15 protein-coding genes are annotated in these 15,821 nt (G+C 70.0%); 6 read left to right on the top strand and 9 right to left on the bottom strand.

Annotation, left to right across the window (positions count from 1 at the left end; all coding sequences use genetic code 11):
- The first annotated feature begins 32 nt into the window (after positions 1-32).
- Positions 33-656: a glutathione S-transferase family protein gene (locus bpln_RS21365; RefSeq protein ID WP_055139928.1), complete on the top strand. Its 624-nt coding sequence runs from the start codon at positions 33-35 to the stop codon at positions 654-656.
- A 75-nt stretch (positions 657-731) separates the two neighbouring features.
- Here bpln_RS21365 and bpln_RS21360 read toward each other — a convergent pair whose 3' ends face one another.
- Positions 732-1,985 carry a DUF1479 domain-containing protein gene (locus bpln_RS21360; RefSeq protein WP_055139927.1) on the bottom strand — a complete coding sequence of 418 codons (1,254 nt, stop codon included), beginning with the start codon at positions 1,983-1,985 and terminating at the stop codon, positions 732-734.
- Positions 1,986-2,084: 99 nt separating this feature from the next.
- Here bpln_RS21360 and bpln_RS21355 point away from each other — a divergent pair, with 99 nt between their 5' ends.
- The 4 genes from bpln_RS21355 to bpln_RS21340 all read left to right on the top strand — a co-directional run bounded on the left by bpln_RS21355 (position 2,085) and on the right by bpln_RS21340 (position 4,835).
- The gene (locus tag bpln_RS21355) at positions 2,085-3,110 is read left to right on the top strand and encodes a helix-turn-helix domain-containing protein (RefSeq protein ID WP_055139926.1); all 1,026 of its coding nucleotides are present in this window, start codon (positions 2,085-2,087) and stop codon (positions 3,108-3,110) included.
- Positions 3,111-3,574: 464 nt separating this feature from the next.
- On the top strand, positions 3,575-4,150 hold the full coding sequence (locus bpln_RS21350) for a ferritin-like domain-containing protein (RefSeq protein ID WP_042627319.1): 576 nt from the start codon (positions 3,575-3,577) through the stop codon (positions 4,148-4,150).
- A 177-nt stretch (positions 4,151-4,327) separates the two neighbouring features.
- Positions 4,328-4,498 carry a CsbD family protein gene (locus bpln_RS21345; RefSeq protein ID WP_042627318.1) on the top strand — a complete coding sequence of 57 codons (171 nt, stop codon included), beginning with the start codon at positions 4,328-4,330 and terminating at the stop codon, positions 4,496-4,498.
- A 118-nt stretch (positions 4,499-4,616) separates the two neighbouring features.
- Positions 4,617-4,835, top strand: coding sequence for a hypothetical protein (locus bpln_RS21340; RefSeq protein WP_042627317.1), 219 nt, complete (start codon positions 4,617-4,619; stop codon positions 4,833-4,835).
- A 76-nt stretch (positions 4,836-4,911) separates the two neighbouring features.
- Here bpln_RS21340 and bpln_RS21335 read toward each other — a convergent pair whose 3' ends face one another.
- The 6 genes from bpln_RS21335 to bpln_RS21310 are packed head-to-tail and all read right to left on the bottom strand — an operon-like array spanning position 4,912 to position 12,008.
- A complete protein-coding gene (locus bpln_RS21335) occupies positions 4,912-5,406 on the bottom strand; it encodes a dihydroneopterin aldolase (RefSeq protein WP_055139925.1) in 495 nt (164 codons plus the stop codon).
- Positions 5,403-6,038 (bottom strand): sarcosine oxidase subunit gamma, encoded by a 636-nt coding sequence (locus tag bpln_RS21330; RefSeq protein WP_055139924.1) that lies wholly within the window; start codon positions 6,036-6,038, stop codon positions 5,403-5,405. The genes bpln_RS21335 and bpln_RS21330 overlap by 4 nt, the downstream gene beginning before the upstream one ends.
- Positions 6,028-9,039, bottom strand: a complete 3,012-nt coding sequence (locus tag bpln_RS21325) for a sarcosine oxidase subunit alpha family protein (protein WP_055139923.1) — start codon at positions 9,037-9,039, stop codon at positions 6,028-6,030. The genes bpln_RS21330 and bpln_RS21325 overlap by 11 nt, the downstream gene beginning before the upstream one ends.
- Positions 9,036-9,338, bottom strand: coding sequence for a sarcosine oxidase subunit delta (locus bpln_RS21320; RefSeq protein WP_055139922.1), 303 nt, complete (start codon positions 9,336-9,338; stop codon positions 9,036-9,038). The genes bpln_RS21325 and bpln_RS21320 overlap by 4 nt, the downstream gene beginning before the upstream one ends.
- Positions 9,339-9,361: 23 nt before the next feature.
- On the bottom strand, positions 9,362-10,606 hold the full coding sequence (locus bpln_RS21315) for a sarcosine oxidase subunit beta family protein (RefSeq protein ID WP_042627312.1): 1,245 nt from the start codon (positions 10,604-10,606) through the stop codon (positions 9,362-9,364).
- Between the two features lie 16 nt (positions 10,607-10,622).
- On the bottom strand, positions 10,623-12,008 hold the full coding sequence (locus tag bpln_RS21310) for an L-serine ammonia-lyase (protein ID WP_055139921.1): 1,386 nt from the start codon (positions 12,006-12,008) through the stop codon (positions 10,623-10,625).
- A 255-nt stretch (positions 12,009-12,263) separates the two neighbouring features.
- On the opposite strand from bpln_RS21310, the gene bpln_RS21305 reads away from it, so the two are divergent.
- Complete coding sequence (locus bpln_RS21305) at positions 12,264-13,385, top strand: GlxA family transcriptional regulator (protein WP_055139920.1); 1,122 nt, start codon at positions 12,264-12,266, stop codon at positions 13,383-13,385.
- A 46-nt stretch (positions 13,386-13,431) separates the two neighbouring features.
- Here the strand turns inward: bpln_RS21305 and bpln_RS21300 are convergent, their stop codons facing one another.
- Both bpln_RS21300 and bpln_RS21295 read right to left on the bottom strand, forming a co-directional pair.
- Positions 13,432-14,547 carry a branched-chain amino acid ABC transporter substrate-binding protein gene (locus bpln_RS21300; protein WP_042627309.1) on the bottom strand — a complete coding sequence of 372 codons (1,116 nt, stop codon included), beginning with the start codon at positions 14,545-14,547 and terminating at the stop codon, positions 13,432-13,434.
- A gap of 113 nt (positions 14,548-14,660) precedes the next feature.
- Positions 14,661-15,698 carry a proline racemase family protein gene (locus bpln_RS21295; protein ID WP_226993749.1) on the bottom strand — a complete coding sequence of 346 codons (1,038 nt, stop codon included), beginning with the start codon at positions 15,696-15,698 and terminating at the stop codon, positions 14,661-14,663.
- Between the last annotated feature and the right edge of the window lie 123 nt (positions 15,699-15,821).

Raw genomic sequence — 15,821 nt, 5'->3', positions numbered from 1 at the left:
CCCGCTCGACATCGATCGCGAGCGGAGGCTCCATGCTGCAGATTCTCGGCAAGACACCGTCCATCAACGTGCGCAAGGTACTGTGGCTCTGCGCCGAGCTGCAACTGCCGTTCGAGCGGGAGGACTGGGGCTCGGGCTTTCGCTCGACCGACACGCCCGAGTTCCTCGCGCTGAATCCGAACGGCCTGGTGCCGGTGATCCGCGACGGCGACTTCGTGCTGTGGGAATCGAACGCGATCCTGCGCTACCTGGCATCGAGCCACGGCGGCGAGGCGCTCTACCCGGCCGCGCCGCGCGAGCGCGCCCGCGTCGACCAGTGGCTCGACTGGCAGGCCACCGACCTGAACCGCGCGTGGATCTACGCGTTCATGGGCCTCGGCCGGCGCTCGCCCGCGCATCAGGACCCGCAGGCGGTGGCCGCCTCGATCGCGAACTGGACGCGCCAGATGCGCACGCTCGACGGCCGGCTGCAAGAGACCGGCGCGTTCGTGACCGGCGCGCAGTATTCGATCGCCGACATCGCGATCGGCCTGTCGGCGCATCGCTGGTTCAACACGCCGTTCGAGCGCCCCGCGCTCGACGCTGTCGCCGATTACTATCGCCGCCTCACGGCGCGCCCCGGCTTCAGCGAATACTGCGTCGCCGGGGAGCCCTGAGCCGAATCCCGCGCTGCTGCGGAACCGGTCCCGAACCCGAGCCGAGCCGAGCCGGCCCCGCGGCCGCCCGCGCGCTCAGCGCGACAGCGGGGCGCCCATCTGCTCGCGCCCGACCGGCGTCAGGTCGTCGGCCGTCGCGCGGCCGATGAAGTCGGCCTCGAAGTGATCGGCGGGAAAATCGGGCGGGCTGCGACCGTCGACGAAATGCGGCCAATGCCGCCGCAGGTACGCGTCGTTCTTCGCGCAGCCCGGTGCCGACGCGATGTACATCACGTTGCTGTCGCCGCTGCCGCGGTGCTCGTCCTCGACCGCGTGGATCACGTCGCCGTGCCAGAACACGGTGTCGCCCGGCTGCATCGGCGGGATCGACGACAGCGCGTCGAACAGCGGCGCGTGGTACTCGGCCCGGATCGACAGCGCGCGGCCCGGCATCGCGCCGCACAGATCGTCGTCGGCCACGTCGTCCTGCAGCGCGCGCAGCAGGATGTACGCCATCGCGTTGGCGATCGGCACCAACTGCAGCGTGCCGTCGCCGGGGCCTTGCGGCGTCAGCGCGGTCCAGCCCTGGAAGGTGCGGAACATCGAGCAGACGGCCGGCGACGCGATCTCCTCCACCTCGGTGCGCCACGCGGCGTCGAACGGATCGTAGTCGCGCCAGTTGCCGGCGAACACGTGCCGGTAGACGCGGCGGAAATTCGCCTCGATCCAGCGCTCCACCGAGCCGCCGTCGCAATGCGCGGACAGCCCCAGCGAGGCCGAGCCGGGCGGGCGCCGGCGCAGGCGGTCGGCATAGGCCGGCACGCGCTCGGGATCGAAGTGCCGCTCGCCGCCCTCGCCCGTCGCGCGCCACAGCCGGTTCAGGAACACGCGCGCCCGGGTCAGCGCCGGCGACTGGCGCGCGGCCACCTGCGGCGCCGACCAGTAGACGCCGTGGATCTGCGGCCGGCTCGACGCGAGCTGGCCGAAATAGTTGTCCTCGGCGCGGTGCGCGAGCCGCGCGTCCAGATCGTTGCGCGCGATGTAATCGGCGATCTCGCGATCCCAGCGCTCGGCCTGCTCGCGCGCGAACACGCCGCGGATCACGCAGGCGCCGCGCTGCTTCACGAGCGCGATCGTCCCGGCCTCGACGCGCCCGGCGTCGATGTCCTCGAAGCGGATCTCGGGAATCACGGCGGCGCCGCGTTCGCGCAGCGCGGCGATCTCGCGCGCCATCTCGCGCATCGCCGCCTCGACCTCGGCGAACACCTCGCGATGGTTCGGCAGCGCCGCGCGCAGTTCGCGCTTGGCCGCGCGGATGGCGGCGGGCAAATCGTCGATGTGCAGGGCCATGATGTCGTCTCCTGATTGTGGTGGGGTGCTGCGCATCGTATGCCGGCGCGGCCCGCGTCAGTGATACGATCCGGTCATTGTCGCTGCGGATTCAGCCATATGAAGGCAGCCTACGAGCATGTCGATTTCGGCGCCGGCTGTTCGGTGCGGATTTATCACCGGCGGCTGCCGCGGATCCCGTTCGAGTGGCACCACCACCCCGAGTACGAGCTGACGCTGACGATGAACAGCCGCGGCAGGCGCTATATCGGCGATTCGGTGGCCAGCTACGGCGCCGACGATCTGGTGCTGGTGCCGCCCAATCTGCCGCACACCTGGGCGTCGAACCGCTCGATCGAGGCGGGCGCCCCGCAGGTGGCGATCGTGATCTGGTTCGACGGCGCCTGGATACACCGGCTCGCCGACGTCTGCCCCGAACACAACGGTCTGCGCGACCTGCTGCGGCGCGCGGCCTGCGGGCTGCGCTTCGAGGACGGCGCCGGCACGCGCATGCGCGAGCGGCTCGACGCGCTGCTGGCCGACGCGCCGCGCGAGCGGCTCACCGCGGTGCTCGAGGTGCTGCATGCGCTGGCCACCACGCCAGCCGAGCCGCTCGCCACGCCGAGCGCGTTCGGCGCCGCGACCGGCACGCTCGGCGGCCACGAGCCCGAGCGGCTCGCGCGCGTGCTCGCGCTGATCGACACGCAGTACGCCAGGCCGCTGCAGCTCGCCGCGCTCGCGAAGGCGGCCGGCCTGTCGGAACGGACGCTCACGCGCCAGTTCGCGCGGCATCTCGGCGAGAGCGTGGGCCGCTACGTCACGCGCGTGCGGCTCGGCCATGCCTGCCGGCTGCTCGCCGACACGACGCTGCCGGTATCGGTGATCGCCGAGCGCTCCGGCTTTCCGAGCGCCGCGCATTTCAACCGGCAGTTCAAGGCCGCGCGCGGCACGACGCCGGTGGCCTGGCGCCGGCAGTTCGCGCAGGCGCGGAATGCCGGGGCGGCGCAGCCGGCTGCGCGGGACGCCGCCCTCGCCGCCTCATCCGCCCCCTCGTCCATCACGTCACCCGCCGCCTCACCCGCGCTGACCGAGCGTTCGCCGTCGCTGCGCGACCGGCGCCCCGCGAAAGCTGCCCGCCCCCGCTGAATGCCGGGGCGGGCAGCCGCCTCGCGAACGCATGCCGTTTTCGCATGCCCGATGCGCCGTGTAGGAATTACAAGCGCGCTCGCATCGCGGGTGATATCGGCCACGCGCGCGGCCCTCGCGCGTCCGCGCGCATGCGCCGTTGCTCCGTCCGCTCCCGCCTCTCCCGGGTGTTCTCGATCCCGCTCCGAGCCCCGCCCCGCATGGCCGCCGGGCGCGCCGGGCCAGCCGCCATGGCCAGCCTCGCGGCGGCGCGCCGGGCAAGCCCGCGCGAACGGGCACGGGACCTGCTTAAAGGAAGGGCGCGCTGGCCCGTTCCGTCCGGCCGGCGCCAGATCGACACGAATGCATCGAGGCGAATGCATCGGGCGCCGCCCGGACGCCGCGCCCGGTGGCACGCGATGCCGCCGCGGCCGCGCCGGACGCCGGCCCGATGCTTCTTCGACGAACGAACAAAGAGGATTGCGATGACCGACAGCACGAAACTGACCGATGTCCAGACCCTGCGCGAGCGCGCCCGCAAGCACGTCGATGACGGCGCCGTGACGGCCGGCTACGGCGCCGACCGCGACACCGTCCTGCGGCTGCTCAACGAGGCGCTCGCCACCGAGATCGTCTGCATGCTGCGCTACCGGCGCCATCACTACATGGCCAAGGGCATTCAGTCGTCGGCGATCGCCGACGAGTTCCTCGCTCATTCGAACGAGGAACAGAGCCACGCCGACATGATCGCCGCGCGCATCGTCCAGCTCGGCGGCAGCCCCGACCTCGCGCCGGACGGGCTCACGGCGCGCAGCCACGCGGAATACGTCGAGGGCTCGTCGCTGGTCGACATGATCGTCGAGAACCTGGTCGCGGAGCGGATCGCGATCGACAGCTACCGCGACGCGATCCAGTACCTCGGCGACAAGGACCCGACCACGCGCCGCCTGTTCGAAACCATCCTCGCGGTGGAAGAGGAACACGCCGACGACATGTCCGACCTGATGCAGGGCCTGCCGCCCGAGCTGAAGAAGCAAGGCGCGAACGGCCAGTTGAACTGAGCCTCGCCGTCGCGCGCGGCAGCCCCGCGCGCGACATGCATCGCACTGCGTCGTCTGGTTGCGCCCGCAGGCATTCCGTTACGCGCGATGCCTGCGTTCGCCGCGAGACGATTCATTCCCGAGACGGCGGGATTCGATCCGTCTGCAACGAGCACGACTTACGAGAGGAGCAAGATCATGAACAAGGACCACGTGAAGGGCACCGCCGAGCAAGTGAAGGGCAAGATCAACGAGGCCGTCGGCAAGGCGACCGGCAACACGAAGCAGGAGGTCAAGGGTGATCTCCAGCAGGCGGCCGGCGAGGCACGCAAGGGCGTCGGCGACGCGAAGGATGCGCTGAAGAAGTAAGCGGCGCGCACCGCCGGAGCGCCCCCGTCCCGCCGCCTCGCGGTGGGCGGGGGCGGCTCCGGCCCGGCTTGCTGCTCGCCGCGCAGCGCCGTTCGATGTCAAATCAGGAGTGTGTGTGATGAGTTTCACGTCCATCGACGGCGACCTGTCGGCCCTCGAACAGCTGGTCGGCTGCCTCGCCAACGGCGAACCGGCGCCGCTCGCCCACTGGCGCGCGCGCCTCGAGGCGATTCTGGCCAGCGACGCCCTGCAGCCGGCGCAACGCGCGCAACTGCACGGTATCGTCGCCCGCATCATTTCGCTCGAAGGCGAGCGCAGCGCACTGCTCGCGCATTGAGCGCGAACGGGCGCTGCGCTCGCCTTCGACCACCTAGCGCCGCCAGCGTCGCACACGACGCGGCACGCGCCGCGCATCAATGCGTGGCCATCTCCCCATACCCGCCCATCGCCGCCGTGGCGAGCCCGCGTGCGCGCGTCTCCAGGGCCGCGCGCCACGCCGCGTAATCGGCGCGGGTCCAGTCCAGCTCGACGCCGACGCGCCGCGTCCCGGGACGGATCTCAGGCTTGTGCAGCGCGAGCGTGATCGATTCGAGCGCCGGCCATTCGTCGAACGACAGCGCGGCCAGCTCCGCCACCAGCGTTTCGAGCAGCCGCGTGTGCGGCTTGTGCGCGAGCCACGCCGCCACGCGCGCGCAGTAGCCGTCGTAGTCGATGTAGCCGCTCGCGCCGCGCTCGGCCGGCTCGCACCGGTAGCCGAGCCGCGCGTCGATCACGACCGGCTGCGGCGCCTCGTGCTCGTGCGGATGGATGCCGATCCGCGCCGGCACCCGCAGTTCGTCGATGAACACGCTCCAGCCGCGCCCGCGCGGCGGTTCGAGCGGGGCGAACGGGCCGTCGACCGGCTTCATGGCAGGAGCGGCGCCGCGGCGTCGAGCATGATGCGCACGAAATAGTCGGCGAAGCTGCGGCGGATCACCAGTTCGTAGCTTTGCTCGCCGGTGGGCACCAGCGTCAGCGAGGCCTTGAAGTAATGGCTCTGCGCGCACTGGCCCACGCCGAAGCCGCGCGGATGCAGGTCGAGCGGGCAGCCGCGCGAGATCACGTCGCGCACGCGCTCGCCGCTGATCTCGAGCACGGTGTAGCCGCTGCCGACGTCCACCGCCGCCGCGTAGAGCCCGGCCAGCGCCGGCGCGAGCCGGCCCTCGAGCTGTCCGGCCGCCACCGGGCCGTGCGAGCGCACCAGCCATTCGTCGGGTCCGAGCCACAGCACGTCGTAGTCGGCGCCACGCGCCACCGTGTTCGGCTTGACGGGCGGCCGGCAGCCGACCACCTGCTCGAACGCGGCGACGAAGGCCGGATCGGCCGCCTCGCCGCGCACGTTGACGAGATCGAGGAACGGCCGCTCGCGCAGCTGGAACTTCTGCGAGGCGTGGCCCTGATGCGGCTTCAGCACGTCCTGCGCGCCCACCAGCGGCGATTCGAGCCGCAGGCCCGCCGGTTGCACGGCCACCGAAGTCTGATTTCTCGTTTCATTCCACATGCTGACGTACCCCTTCGGTGTCGTAGAAAACCGGGCTCGTGATCTTCGCGACCACGCGCTTGCCGTTCGCGAGCGAGATCGCCACCGGCTGCCCCATCTTGTTCAGGCCGCCCTTCACCACCGCGAGCGCGATCGAGCGCTTCAGGATCGGGCTGTAGTAGCTCGACGTGACGTGGCCGATCATCGGCGTCAGGCCATCGGCGTTCGCGCTCGCGTCGGGCGCCACGATCTGGCCGCCCTCCTCCAGCACGATCGCCGGATCCTCGGTCAGCAGGCCGACGAACTGCTTGCGGTTCTCGCGCATGGTGTCCGAGCGCGACAGCGAGCGCCGGCCGAGGAAGTCCTTCGACTTCGCCACCAGGCCGCTCATGCCGAGATCGTGCGGCGTGACCGAGCCGTCGGTGTCCTGGCCGACGATGATGTAGCCCTTCTCGGCGCGCAGCACGTGCATCGTCTCGGTGCCGTATGGCGTGATGTCGTACTCGGCGCCGGCCGCCATGATCGCTTCCCAGACCGCGCGGCCCGCGTTGGCCGGCACGTTGATTTCATAGGCCAGCTCGCCCGAGAAGCTGATCCGCATCACGCGCGATTTCACGCCGGCCACGGTGCCGTCGCGATAGCTCATGAACGGGAACGCGCCGTTCGCGAAGTCGATGTCCTGGCAGACCTTCTGCACCACCTTGCGGCTGTTCGGGCCGACCACGGCGAACGTCGCCCAGTGGTCGGTGACCGACGACAGGCGCACCTTCAGGTCGGGCCATTCGGTCTGCAGCCAGCGCTCCAGCCAGGTCAGCACGCGCGCCGCGCCGCCGGTGGTGGTGGTCATCATGTAGTGCTGATCGGCGAGGCGCACCGTCACGCCGTCGTCGAACACCATGCCGTTCTCGTCGAGCATCAGGCCGTAGCGGCACTTGCCCACTTCCAGCTTGTTCCAGGGGTTCGTGTAGACCCAGTTCAGCAGCTTGACCGCGTCGGGGCCCTGGATGTCGATCTTGCCGAGCGTGGAGGCGTCGAGGATGCCGACGCTGTTGCGCACCGCCAGGCATTCGCGCGCCACCGCCGCGTGCAGGTCCTCGCCGGGCCTCGGGAAGTACCAGGGGCGCTTCCAGTTGCCGACGTCCTCGAACAGCGCGCCGTGCTCGACGTGCCACTCGTGGACGCAGGTCTTGCGGACCGGGTCGAGGAAGTCGCCCAGCTCGCGGCCCGCGAACGCGCCGAACGTGACCGGCGTGTAGTTCGGGCGATAGGTGGTGGTGCCGGTCTCGGGGATGGTCTTGCCGAGCGCCTGCGCGAGGATCGCCATGCCGTTGATGTTGCCGAGCTTGCCCTGGTCGGTGCCGAAGCCCATCGCCGTGTAGCGCTTGACGTGCTCGACCGACTCGAAGCCCTCGCGCGCGGCCAGCAGGATGTCGGCGGCGCCGACGTCGTTCTGGAAATCGACGAAGCGCTTCGGCCCGCGCGTGACCTGCTCGCCGCTGCCCACCAGCCAGAGCGGTTCGAGCGCGGCCTCGGCGAGATCGGTCGCCTGCGGCGCGACGGGGCGCTGCGCGCCGTCGAAGCCGGCCGCCCTGGCGGCCTCCGCGCCGGCATCGACGGCCAGCCGCAGGCCGCGCGCCAGCGAGAACTCGCCGGCCGCCGCGCCCACGCTGGTCTCGCGCTGCACCGCCTTGCCCGGCACGAAACAGGCCTTCTCGTCGTGCCAGTGCGCCTTGCCGCCCGACTGCGCGAACAGGTGCAGCACCGGGCTGAAACCACCCGACATCGCCAGCAGATCGCAGCCGAGCGTGGCGGTGGCGGCGCCCGTCCTGCCGTTCGCGTAGGACGCGATCTCCACCGACTGCACGTGCTGGCGGCCGTTGGCGGTGGCCACCACCGAGCCGCTCATCACGGCCACGCCGTGCTTCTTCGCGGCGGCCGGCAGCGCGCCGTCCGCGCCCTGGCGCGAATCGACCACGGTCACCTTGGCGCCGTGCGCCTTCAGGTCGAGCGCGGTCTGGTAGCCGCGGTCGTTGTTGGTGAACACCACGGCGTTGCGGCCCGGCAGCACGCCGTAGCGATGGATGTAGGTGGACACCGCGCCCGCCAGCATCACGCCGGGCAGGTCGTTGTTGCCGAACACGATCGGCCGCTCCTGCGCGCCGGTGGCGAGGACCACGTGCCTGGCGCGGATCTTCCACAGCAGCTCGCGCGAGCCCTTGCGCATCGACACCGGCTGGTGCTCGGTCAGGCGCTGCGCGACCGTGACGAGGTTGTGGTCCTGGTAGCCGAACGCGGTGCTGCGCGTGAGGATCCTCACGTCGGGCAGGCGCGCGAGTTCCGCCTCGATCTTCTCGACCCATTGCAGCGCCGGCCGGCCGTCGATCTCGGCGCGGCACGACAGCAGGCTGCCGCCGAGTTCGCGCTGGTCGTCCACCAGGATCACGCGCGCGCCGGACACGGCCGCCGCGTGCGCGGCCGCCAGCCCGGTCGGCCCGCCGCCCACCACCAGCACGTCGCAATGCGCGAACTGCTTGTCGTAGCGGTCGGCGTCGAGCTGCTCGGGCGCCTTGCCGAGGCCGGCCGCCTCGCGGATCTTCTCCTCGTACTTCGGCCAGAACCTGCGCGGCCACATGAAGGTCTTGTAGTAGAAGCCGGCCGGCATGAAGCGCGCGAACTTCTGGTTGATCGCCATGCGGTCGTTCTCGAGCGACGGCACGGCGTTCACGCTGCTGGCCACCAGCCCCTGGTACAGCTCGATCTCGGTGGCGCGCGCGTTCGGCACCGTGTAGGCACCCGTCTCCAGCTGCACGACGGCGTTCGGCTCGGCCACGTCGGCCGTCACGATGCCGCGCGGGCGGTGGTACTTGAAGCTGCGCGCGACGAAATGCACGCCGTTGGCGAGCAGCGCCGAGGCCAGCGTGTCGCCCTGGAAGCCCTGATAGGTACGGCCGTTGAACGTGAAGGTCAGCGGAATCGCGCGGTTGACCCGGCCACCCGCGCTCAGGCGGTCTTTCTGGCTCATTTCGTGTTGCCCTCGTGTGCGTCTTGTGCGTCGTGTGCGGGCACGCCGAACGTCTCGTAGCCCTGGATGTCGTAGCTCACCGTGTCGCGCGTGGCCTTGAACCAGCGGCGGCAGCCCTGGGTGTGCAGCCATTGCTCGCGATGCACGCCGCGCGGGTTCTTGCGCATGAACAGGTAGTCGCCCCACTCGCGGTCGGAGAGCGCGTCGGTGTCGAGCGGACGCATGATGTCGGCTTCCCCGCCGCACGAGAATTCGGATTCGGCGCGCGGCCCGCACCACGGGCATTCGATCAGCAGCATGTTGTGGTTCCTCGTGGCGTGGGTCAGTGGGCGACGGCGGCGGCGCCGTGCTCGTCGATCAGGTGGCCGCTGTAGAAGCGGTCGAGCGCGAACGGTGCGTTCAGCGGATGCGGCTCGTCGCGCGCGATGGTGTGCGCGTAGGTCCAGCCCGAGCCCGGCGTGGCCTTGAAGCCACCCGTGCCCCAGCCGCAGTTGAAGTACAGGCCCTTCACGTCGGTCTTGCTGATGATCGGGCAGGCGTCGGGCGAAACGTCGACGATGCCGCCCCACTGGCGGTTCATGCGCACGCGCGAGAACACCGGGAACATCTCGACGATCGCCTCCAGCGTGCCTTCGATGATCTGGAAGCTGCCGCGCTGGCCGAAACCCGTGTATTGGTCGATGCCGGCGCCGATCACGAGGTCGCCCTTGTCGGACTGGCTGATGTAGGCATGCACTGCGTTCGACATCACCACCGTGTTGACCACCGGCTTGATCGGCTCCGACACCAGCGCCTGCAGCGGATGGCTCTCGATCGGCAGCCGCACGCCGGCCATGTCGGCCAGCGTCGAGGTGTTGCCAGCCGCCACCACCGCCACCTTCTTCGCCTTGATGAAGCCCTTCACGGTGTCCACGCCGGTCACGGCGTTGCCGTCGCGGCGGATGCCGATCACCTGGCAGTTCTGGATGATGTCCACGCCCGCGCGGTCGGCGCCGCGCGCGTAGCCCCAGGCCACCGCGTCGTGGCGCGCCACGCCGCCGCGCCGCTGGATCGAGGCGCCCAGCACCGGGTAGCGGCTGTTGAGGTTGATGGTCGGCTCGATCTCCTTGATCTGCGCCGGCGTGAGGAATTCGGCGTCCACCCCGTTGAGGCGGTTCGCGTTGACGCGGCGCTGCGTGTCGCGCACGTCCTGCAGCGTGTGCGCGAGGTTCATCACGCCGCGCTGGCTGAACATCACGTTGTAGTTCAGGTCCTGCGAGAGCCCTTCCCACAGCTTCATCGCCTTCTCGTAGAGCCCGGCCGACTCGTCCCACAGGTAGTTCGAGCGCACGATGGTGGTGTTGCGCGCGGTGTTGCCGCCGCCGATCCAGCCCTTCTCGAGGATCGCCACGTTGGTGATGCCGTGCTCCTTCGCGAGATAGTAGGCGGTGGCCAGCCCGTGCCCGCCGCCGCCGACGATCACGACGTCGTACTCCTTCTTCGGCTCGGGGCTCTTCCACTGCCGTTCCCAGTTCTCGTGGTACGACAGGCCGTTGCGGAACAGGCTGAATATCGAGTAGCGGCTCATTTGCAGTTACCTTGGTTTAGCATTCGATGACGTTCACGGCGAGGCCACCGCGCGACGTTTCCTTGTATTTCGTCTTCATGTCCGCGCCGGTCTCGCGCATCGTCTTGATCACCGAGTCGAGCGACACGTAGTGCTGGCCGTCGCCCTTCAGCGCCATGCGCGAGGCGTTCAGCGCCTTGATCGCCCCCATCGCGTTGCGCTCGATGCAGGGGATCTGCACGAGGCCGCCCACCGGGTCGCAGGTCATGCCGAGGTTGTGCTCCATGCCGATCTCGGCGGCGTTCTCGACCTGGTCGGGGTTGCCGCCCATCACGGCGGCGAGCGCGGCGGCGGCCATCGAGCAGGCCACCCCCACCTCGCCCTGGCAGCCCACCTCGGCGCCCGAGATCGAGGCGGTTTCCTTGTAGATGATGCCGATCGCGGCAGCCGTCAGCAGGAACTCGACGATGCCCTGCTCGTTCGAGCCCGGCACGAACTTCACGTAGTAGTGCAGCACCGCCGGGATCACGCCGGCCGCGCCGTTGGTGGGCGCCGTCACGACCCGGCCGCCCGCCGCGTTCTCCTCGTTGACGGCCATCGCGTAGAGGTTGACCCAGTCGAGCATCGACAGCGGGTCGCGCAGCGATTCCTCGGAGCGGCTGCGCAGCCGGTGGCAGAGTTCGGCCGCGCGGCGCCTGACGCGCATCGGCCCGGGCAGCTCGCCCTCCACCTTGCAGCCGCGCTCGACGCAGGCCGCCATGGTCTGCCAGATCGCCAGCAGCCCGGCGCGCACTTCCTCGGCCGGACGCAGCGCGCATTCGTTGCGAAACGTCAGCTCCGCGATCGACAGGCCGCTCTCGCGGCAGGTGCGCAGCAGGTCGTCGCCGGTGCGGAACGGGTAAGGCACCTCGGTGGCCGCGCGCACGCCGTTCACGCGGTCGCCGTCGCGGTTCACCACGAAGCCGCCGCCGATCGAGTAATACTCCTTCTCCACCAGCAGCTGGCCGTGCTCGTCGAACGCCTGGAAACGCATGCCGTTCGGGTGGACGATGCCGGTGCCGGCCATCATGCGGCGGTAGAAGCCGAGGTCTTCCTTCTCATCGAAGCGCACCGTGTGGCGGCCGAGCAGGTTGAGCGTCCGTTCGGCGCGGATCGCCTTCAGGCGCGGCTCGATCAGGTCGGGATCGATCAGGTCCGGCAGGTGGCCCTCCAGCCCCAGCAGCACCGCCTTGTCGGTGCCGTGGCCCTTGCCCGTCGCGCCGAGCGAGCCGTACAGCTCCACCCGCACGCGGCGCACGAACGCCAGCAGGTTGGCGTCCTCCACGTGCGAGGCGAACCGGCAGGCCGCGATCATCGGACCGACCGTGTGCGAGCTCGACGGACCGATGCCGATCTTGAACAGATCGAAAACGCTGACGTTCATCTGACTGCTTCTCCGGTGGATACGCAACGGTTGGACACTGGGCGTCAGTACATCAAAGCGTAAAATCCGCCGATAGAACAAAAACGGCATCGAAGTGGGATGCCGCCGCCACCGGGGCGGCGGCGGCCCCGAAAACAGCGTTTTGACGATGATCGGCGACGGAAAAACGCAAGTCCGCCCCCGCTCGATCGGCGACGCTCGGTACGTGGGGCGCCGCCGCCCGGCGCTCTCCCGGTTTTCCCTGATCACGCTGCAATGACGCCAGACCTGCCCGCCTCGCTGCTGTCCCCCGACGCCGCCCCCTCCCGGCTGCGCTTCGGCATCGTGCTGTTGCCGAATTTCACGCTCACCGCGTTCTCCGGTTTCGTCGACATGCTGCGGCTGTCGGCCGACGACGGCGACCACAGCAAGCCGGTGCGCTGCGCCTGGACGGTGATCGGCGAGACGCTCGCGCCGGTGCGCGCGAGCTGCGGGATCCAGATCACGCCGTGGCAGACCTTCGACGAGGCCGAGCCGTTCGACTACGTGGTGGTGGTGGGCGGGCTGCTGCATTCGGGGCCGCAGGCCGGCCCCGAGACGCTGCGCTTCATCCGCAGCGCGGCGCAGGACGGCGCGAACGTGGTGGGGATCTGCACCGGCGTGTTCGCGCTGATGCGCGCCGGCGTGCTCGACGCGCACCGGATCTGCGTGAGCTGGTTCCACTACTGGGATTTCATCGAGCGCTTTCCGAACGTCGACCAGGAGCGGCTGATCGCCGACCGCCTGTTCGTGATCGACCGGCGCCGCATCACCTGCTCGGGCGGGCGCGCCTCGATCGACGTGGCCGCCGCGATCCTGCTGCGCCACTTCGATCACGCCACGGTGCAGAAGGCGCTGCGGATCCTGCTGGTGGGCGAGATGCAGAAGGGCAACGCGCCGCAACCGCATCCGCCGGGGCTCGAGCCCGCCACGCATCCGAAGGTCAAGCGCGCGATCCTGCTGATGGAGCAGCACGTCGGGCGCGCGCTGCCGCTCGAGGAGCTGGCCTGCAAGCTGGACCTGTCGGCGCGCCAGCTGGAGCGGCTGTTCAAGGCCGAGACGGGCAGGAGCCCGCAGGCCTACGCCAAGCAGGTGCGGCTGCGCACCGCCGCCTGGCTGCTGACGAGTTCGGACCGCACGGTGGCCGACATCGCGTCGAGCTGCGGCTTCGCCGACGCCTCGCACCTCGGGCGCGAGTTCCGCAAGCAGTTCGGGGCGACGCCGGCCGCGTATCGGGAAAAGGGAGGGGCGGCGGCGCCGCCGGTGGAGGGCGCCGAAGCCGGCACGGCGCAGGAGACGTCCGGCCAGGCGGTGGCCGGAGCGGCCGGGGCGCCCTACGACGCGCCGCCGCTGATCTGATGCCGCCCACGGGCCGGCCCGCCGCGGCGGCCGGCCCGCGCGCCGCTCAATACGGCGTCAGCACGTTCTTGCGGAACGTGTAGACCGTGGTGGGCGCGCCCTTCAGGTTGCCGTTCGCGTCGAACGCGTAGTGCCCGGCGATGCCGTCGTAGCTGATGCCGGCCAGGTAGGCGCGGATCTTCGCGCGATCGGTGGTGGTGCCGGTGGCCTGCATCGCCTTCGCCACCATCATCACGCCGTCATAGAAGTTCGCCGCGTAGACCAGCATGTCGACGTGATAGGCCGCCCGGTAGCGCTGGATGAACGCGCGCCCCGCCGCGGTCTTGTCGAGCGCCGAGCCGCCCTGCGCGCAGAACGCGTCGGCCGAGGCGTCGCCGGCCAGCTGCGGCAGCTCCGCCGAGCACATGCCGTCGCCGCCGAGCAGCTTGGCGGGGATCGCGGCCGAGTGCATCTGCTTGAGCATCGGGCCGGCCTGCGCCGAGTAGCCGCCGTAGAAGATCGCGTCGGGCGCCTTGGCCTTCAGGTTGGTCAGGATCGCGCGAAAATCGACCGCGTTCGAACTCGTGTACTCGCGGCCCACCACGGTCAGGCCGAGCTTTTGCGCCTCGTTCAGGAATTCCTGCGCGATGCCCTGGCCGTAGGCGGTGCGATCGTCGATCACGGCCACCTTCCTCGCCTTCAGCACGTCGTGCGCGAAATCGGCCATCGAGCCGCCGAGCTGCGCGTCGCTCGCGCCGATCCGGAAGATCGTGTCGTAGCCCTGCGCCGTCAGCGCCGGGTTCGAGGCCACCGGCAGCACCGCCACGCCGGCGCCCTGGAAGATCCGCGCGGCCGGGATCGCGACGCCGGAGTTGTTCGGGCCGAGGATCGCCAGCGCGGAGCTGTCGGCCAGCTTCTGCGCGATCTGCACGCCGACTTTCGGGTCGCCCTGATCGTCCTCCGAGTCGAGCGCGAGCTTCACCGTCTGCCCGCCCACGGTCAGGCCGTTCCTGTCGAGGTCGGCGATCGCGAGCTTCGCGCCGTTCTCGTTGTCCTTGCCGCTGCCGGCCTGCGGGCCGGTAAGCGGGCCGGACAGGCCGAGGGTCACGGTCGTATCGGCCATTGCGAACGCCGATGCCGCGCAAAGACTGCACGCTGCCACTACCTTGGTCAGATGGTTCATGTCATGTCCTACGGGTTGGTTCAACGACGGAAAATCGGGGCGGGCGGCCGGCGCCGGCCGCGCCGGTCCGGATTGCCCGCCGCACCACGATGCGGCGGCGTGCCGGTGCGTGACTACTTGCGCGACTTGATCAGCTTGTCGTCGACGGCTTCCAGCCACGTGTCGGACAGCGTGAAGCCGGTCTGGAAACGGTCGGTCGGATCGACGCCGACCTGCGAGATCGCGCTGATCCAGGCCTGCCCGGCCACCACCGGCACCACGGCCGGCACGCCGCCGAGCGTGGTGGTCGAGGCGATCCGGCTCTCGAAGCGCGAGCCGATGATCGACTCGTGGACGAAGGTCTCGCCCACCTCGATCAGCCCCTTCGCATGCATCACGGCGAGCCGCGCCGAGGTGCCGGTGCCGCACGGCGAGCGATCGCAGCGGCCCGGCGAGACGATCACCGTATTGCGCGAACTCAGCACGCCGTTCTCGCGGCGCAGCGGCATCACGAACTCGGTCTGCGTGATGCCCTTGATCAGCTTGTTGAGCGGATGCGGCGACGGCAGCTGCTCGGCCGCCGCGGCCTTGATCACCTGGCCCAGCTCGCAGAGCTCGCGCGCCTCGTCGGGCGTGATGCCGAAGCCGAGCGCCTCGGCGTCGACGATCACGTAGGTCATGCCGCCGTAGCCGACGTCCACCTTCAGCGTGCCCACGCCGGCCACCTCGATCATGCGGTCCAGGTGGTTCGCGAACGCGGGCTGGTTGGTGAACTCGACGCGCGTGACCTTGCCGTTCGCGCATTCGCAGCGGATCGCGATCAGCCCGGCCGGCGATTCGAGCAGCAGGTTCGTGACCGGCTCCACCATCGGCAGGATGCCGGTCTCGAGCAGCACGGTGGCCACGCACATGGTGTTGGAGCCCGACATCGCCGGGTATTCGGTCGATTCGGCGATCACGTAGCCCATCTGCGCGCGCGGGTCGGTGGGCGGCAGGATGAAGTTCACGCTCTGGTTGGCCGAGCCGCGCGGCTCGAAGATCGCGATGCGGCGCAGTTCGTCGGCCTGCTCCTCCAGATACATCATCTTCTCGAACATGCTGGCGCCGGGCACGTCGAACACCCCGCCCGTCACCACGTTGCCCACCTCGCCCTCGGCGTGGCAGTTCACCACCGTAAATGTCCTGCTCCAGCGCATGGCCACGTACCTCGTCGAATGAATGAAAGGAACCGGCCGCCGCGGGCCGGTTCACGACATCGAACTATCCGGAAGATTGAACACTGTCGATTGTATCCA

The sequence above is a fragment of the Burkholderia plantarii genome (assembly GCF_001411805.1).
GTDB classification, from domain to species: Bacteria; Pseudomonadota; Gammaproteobacteria; order Burkholderiales; family Burkholderiaceae; genus Burkholderia; species Burkholderia plantarii.
The sequence above is the reverse complement of the archived record's forward strand: the minus strand, read 5'-3'. Positions and strand labels throughout refer to the sequence as shown.

Coding starts and splice junctions, on each gene's coding strand:
- bpln_RS21365 (WP_055139928.1), top strand. CDS start 33: ATGCTGCAGATTCTCGGCAAGACACCGTCCATCAACGTGCGCAAGGTA.
- bpln_RS21345 (WP_042627318.1), top strand. CDS start 4,328: ATGAACAAGGACCACGTGAAGGGCACCGCCGAGCAAGTGAAGGGCAAG.
- bpln_RS21300 (WP_042627309.1), bottom strand. CDS start 14,547: ATGAACCATCTGACCAAGGTAGTGGCAGCGTGCAGTCTTTGCGCGGCA.
- bpln_RS21340 (WP_042627317.1), top strand. CDS start 4,617: ATGAGTTTCACGTCCATCGACGGCGACCTGTCGGCCCTCGAACAGCTG.
- bpln_RS21355 (WP_055139926.1), top strand. CDS start 2,085: ATGAAGGCAGCCTACGAGCATGTCGATTTCGGCGCCGGCTGTTCGGTG.
- bpln_RS21320 (WP_055139922.1), bottom strand. CDS start 9,338: ATGCTGCTGATCGAATGCCCGTGGTGCGGGCCGCGCGCCGAATCCGAA.
- bpln_RS21350 (WP_042627319.1), top strand. CDS start 3,575: ATGACCGACAGCACGAAACTGACCGATGTCCAGACCCTGCGCGAGCGC.
- bpln_RS21325 (WP_055139923.1), bottom strand. CDS start 9,039: ATGAGCCAGAAAGACCGCCTGAGCGCGGGTGGCCGGGTCAACCGCGCG.
- bpln_RS21335 (WP_055139925.1), bottom strand. CDS start 5,406: ATGAAGCCGGTCGACGGCCCGTTCGCCCCGCTCGAACCGCCGCGCGGG.
- bpln_RS21330 (WP_055139924.1), bottom strand. CDS start 6,038: ATGTGGAATGAAACGAGAAATCAGACTTCGGTGGCCGTGCAACCGGCG.
- bpln_RS21310 (WP_055139921.1), bottom strand. CDS start 12,008: ATGAACGTCAGCGTTTTCGATCTGTTCAAGATCGGCATCGGTCCGTCG.
- bpln_RS21360 (WP_055139927.1), bottom strand. CDS start 1,985: ATGGCCCTGCACATCGACGATTTGCCCGCCGCCATCCGCGCGGCCAAG.
- bpln_RS21305 (WP_055139920.1), top strand. CDS start 12,264: ATGACGCCAGACCTGCCCGCCTCGCTGCTGTCCCCCGACGCCGCCCCC.
- bpln_RS21315 (WP_042627312.1), bottom strand. CDS start 10,606: ATGAGCCGCTACTCGATATTCAGCCTGTTCCGCAACGGCCTGTCGTAC.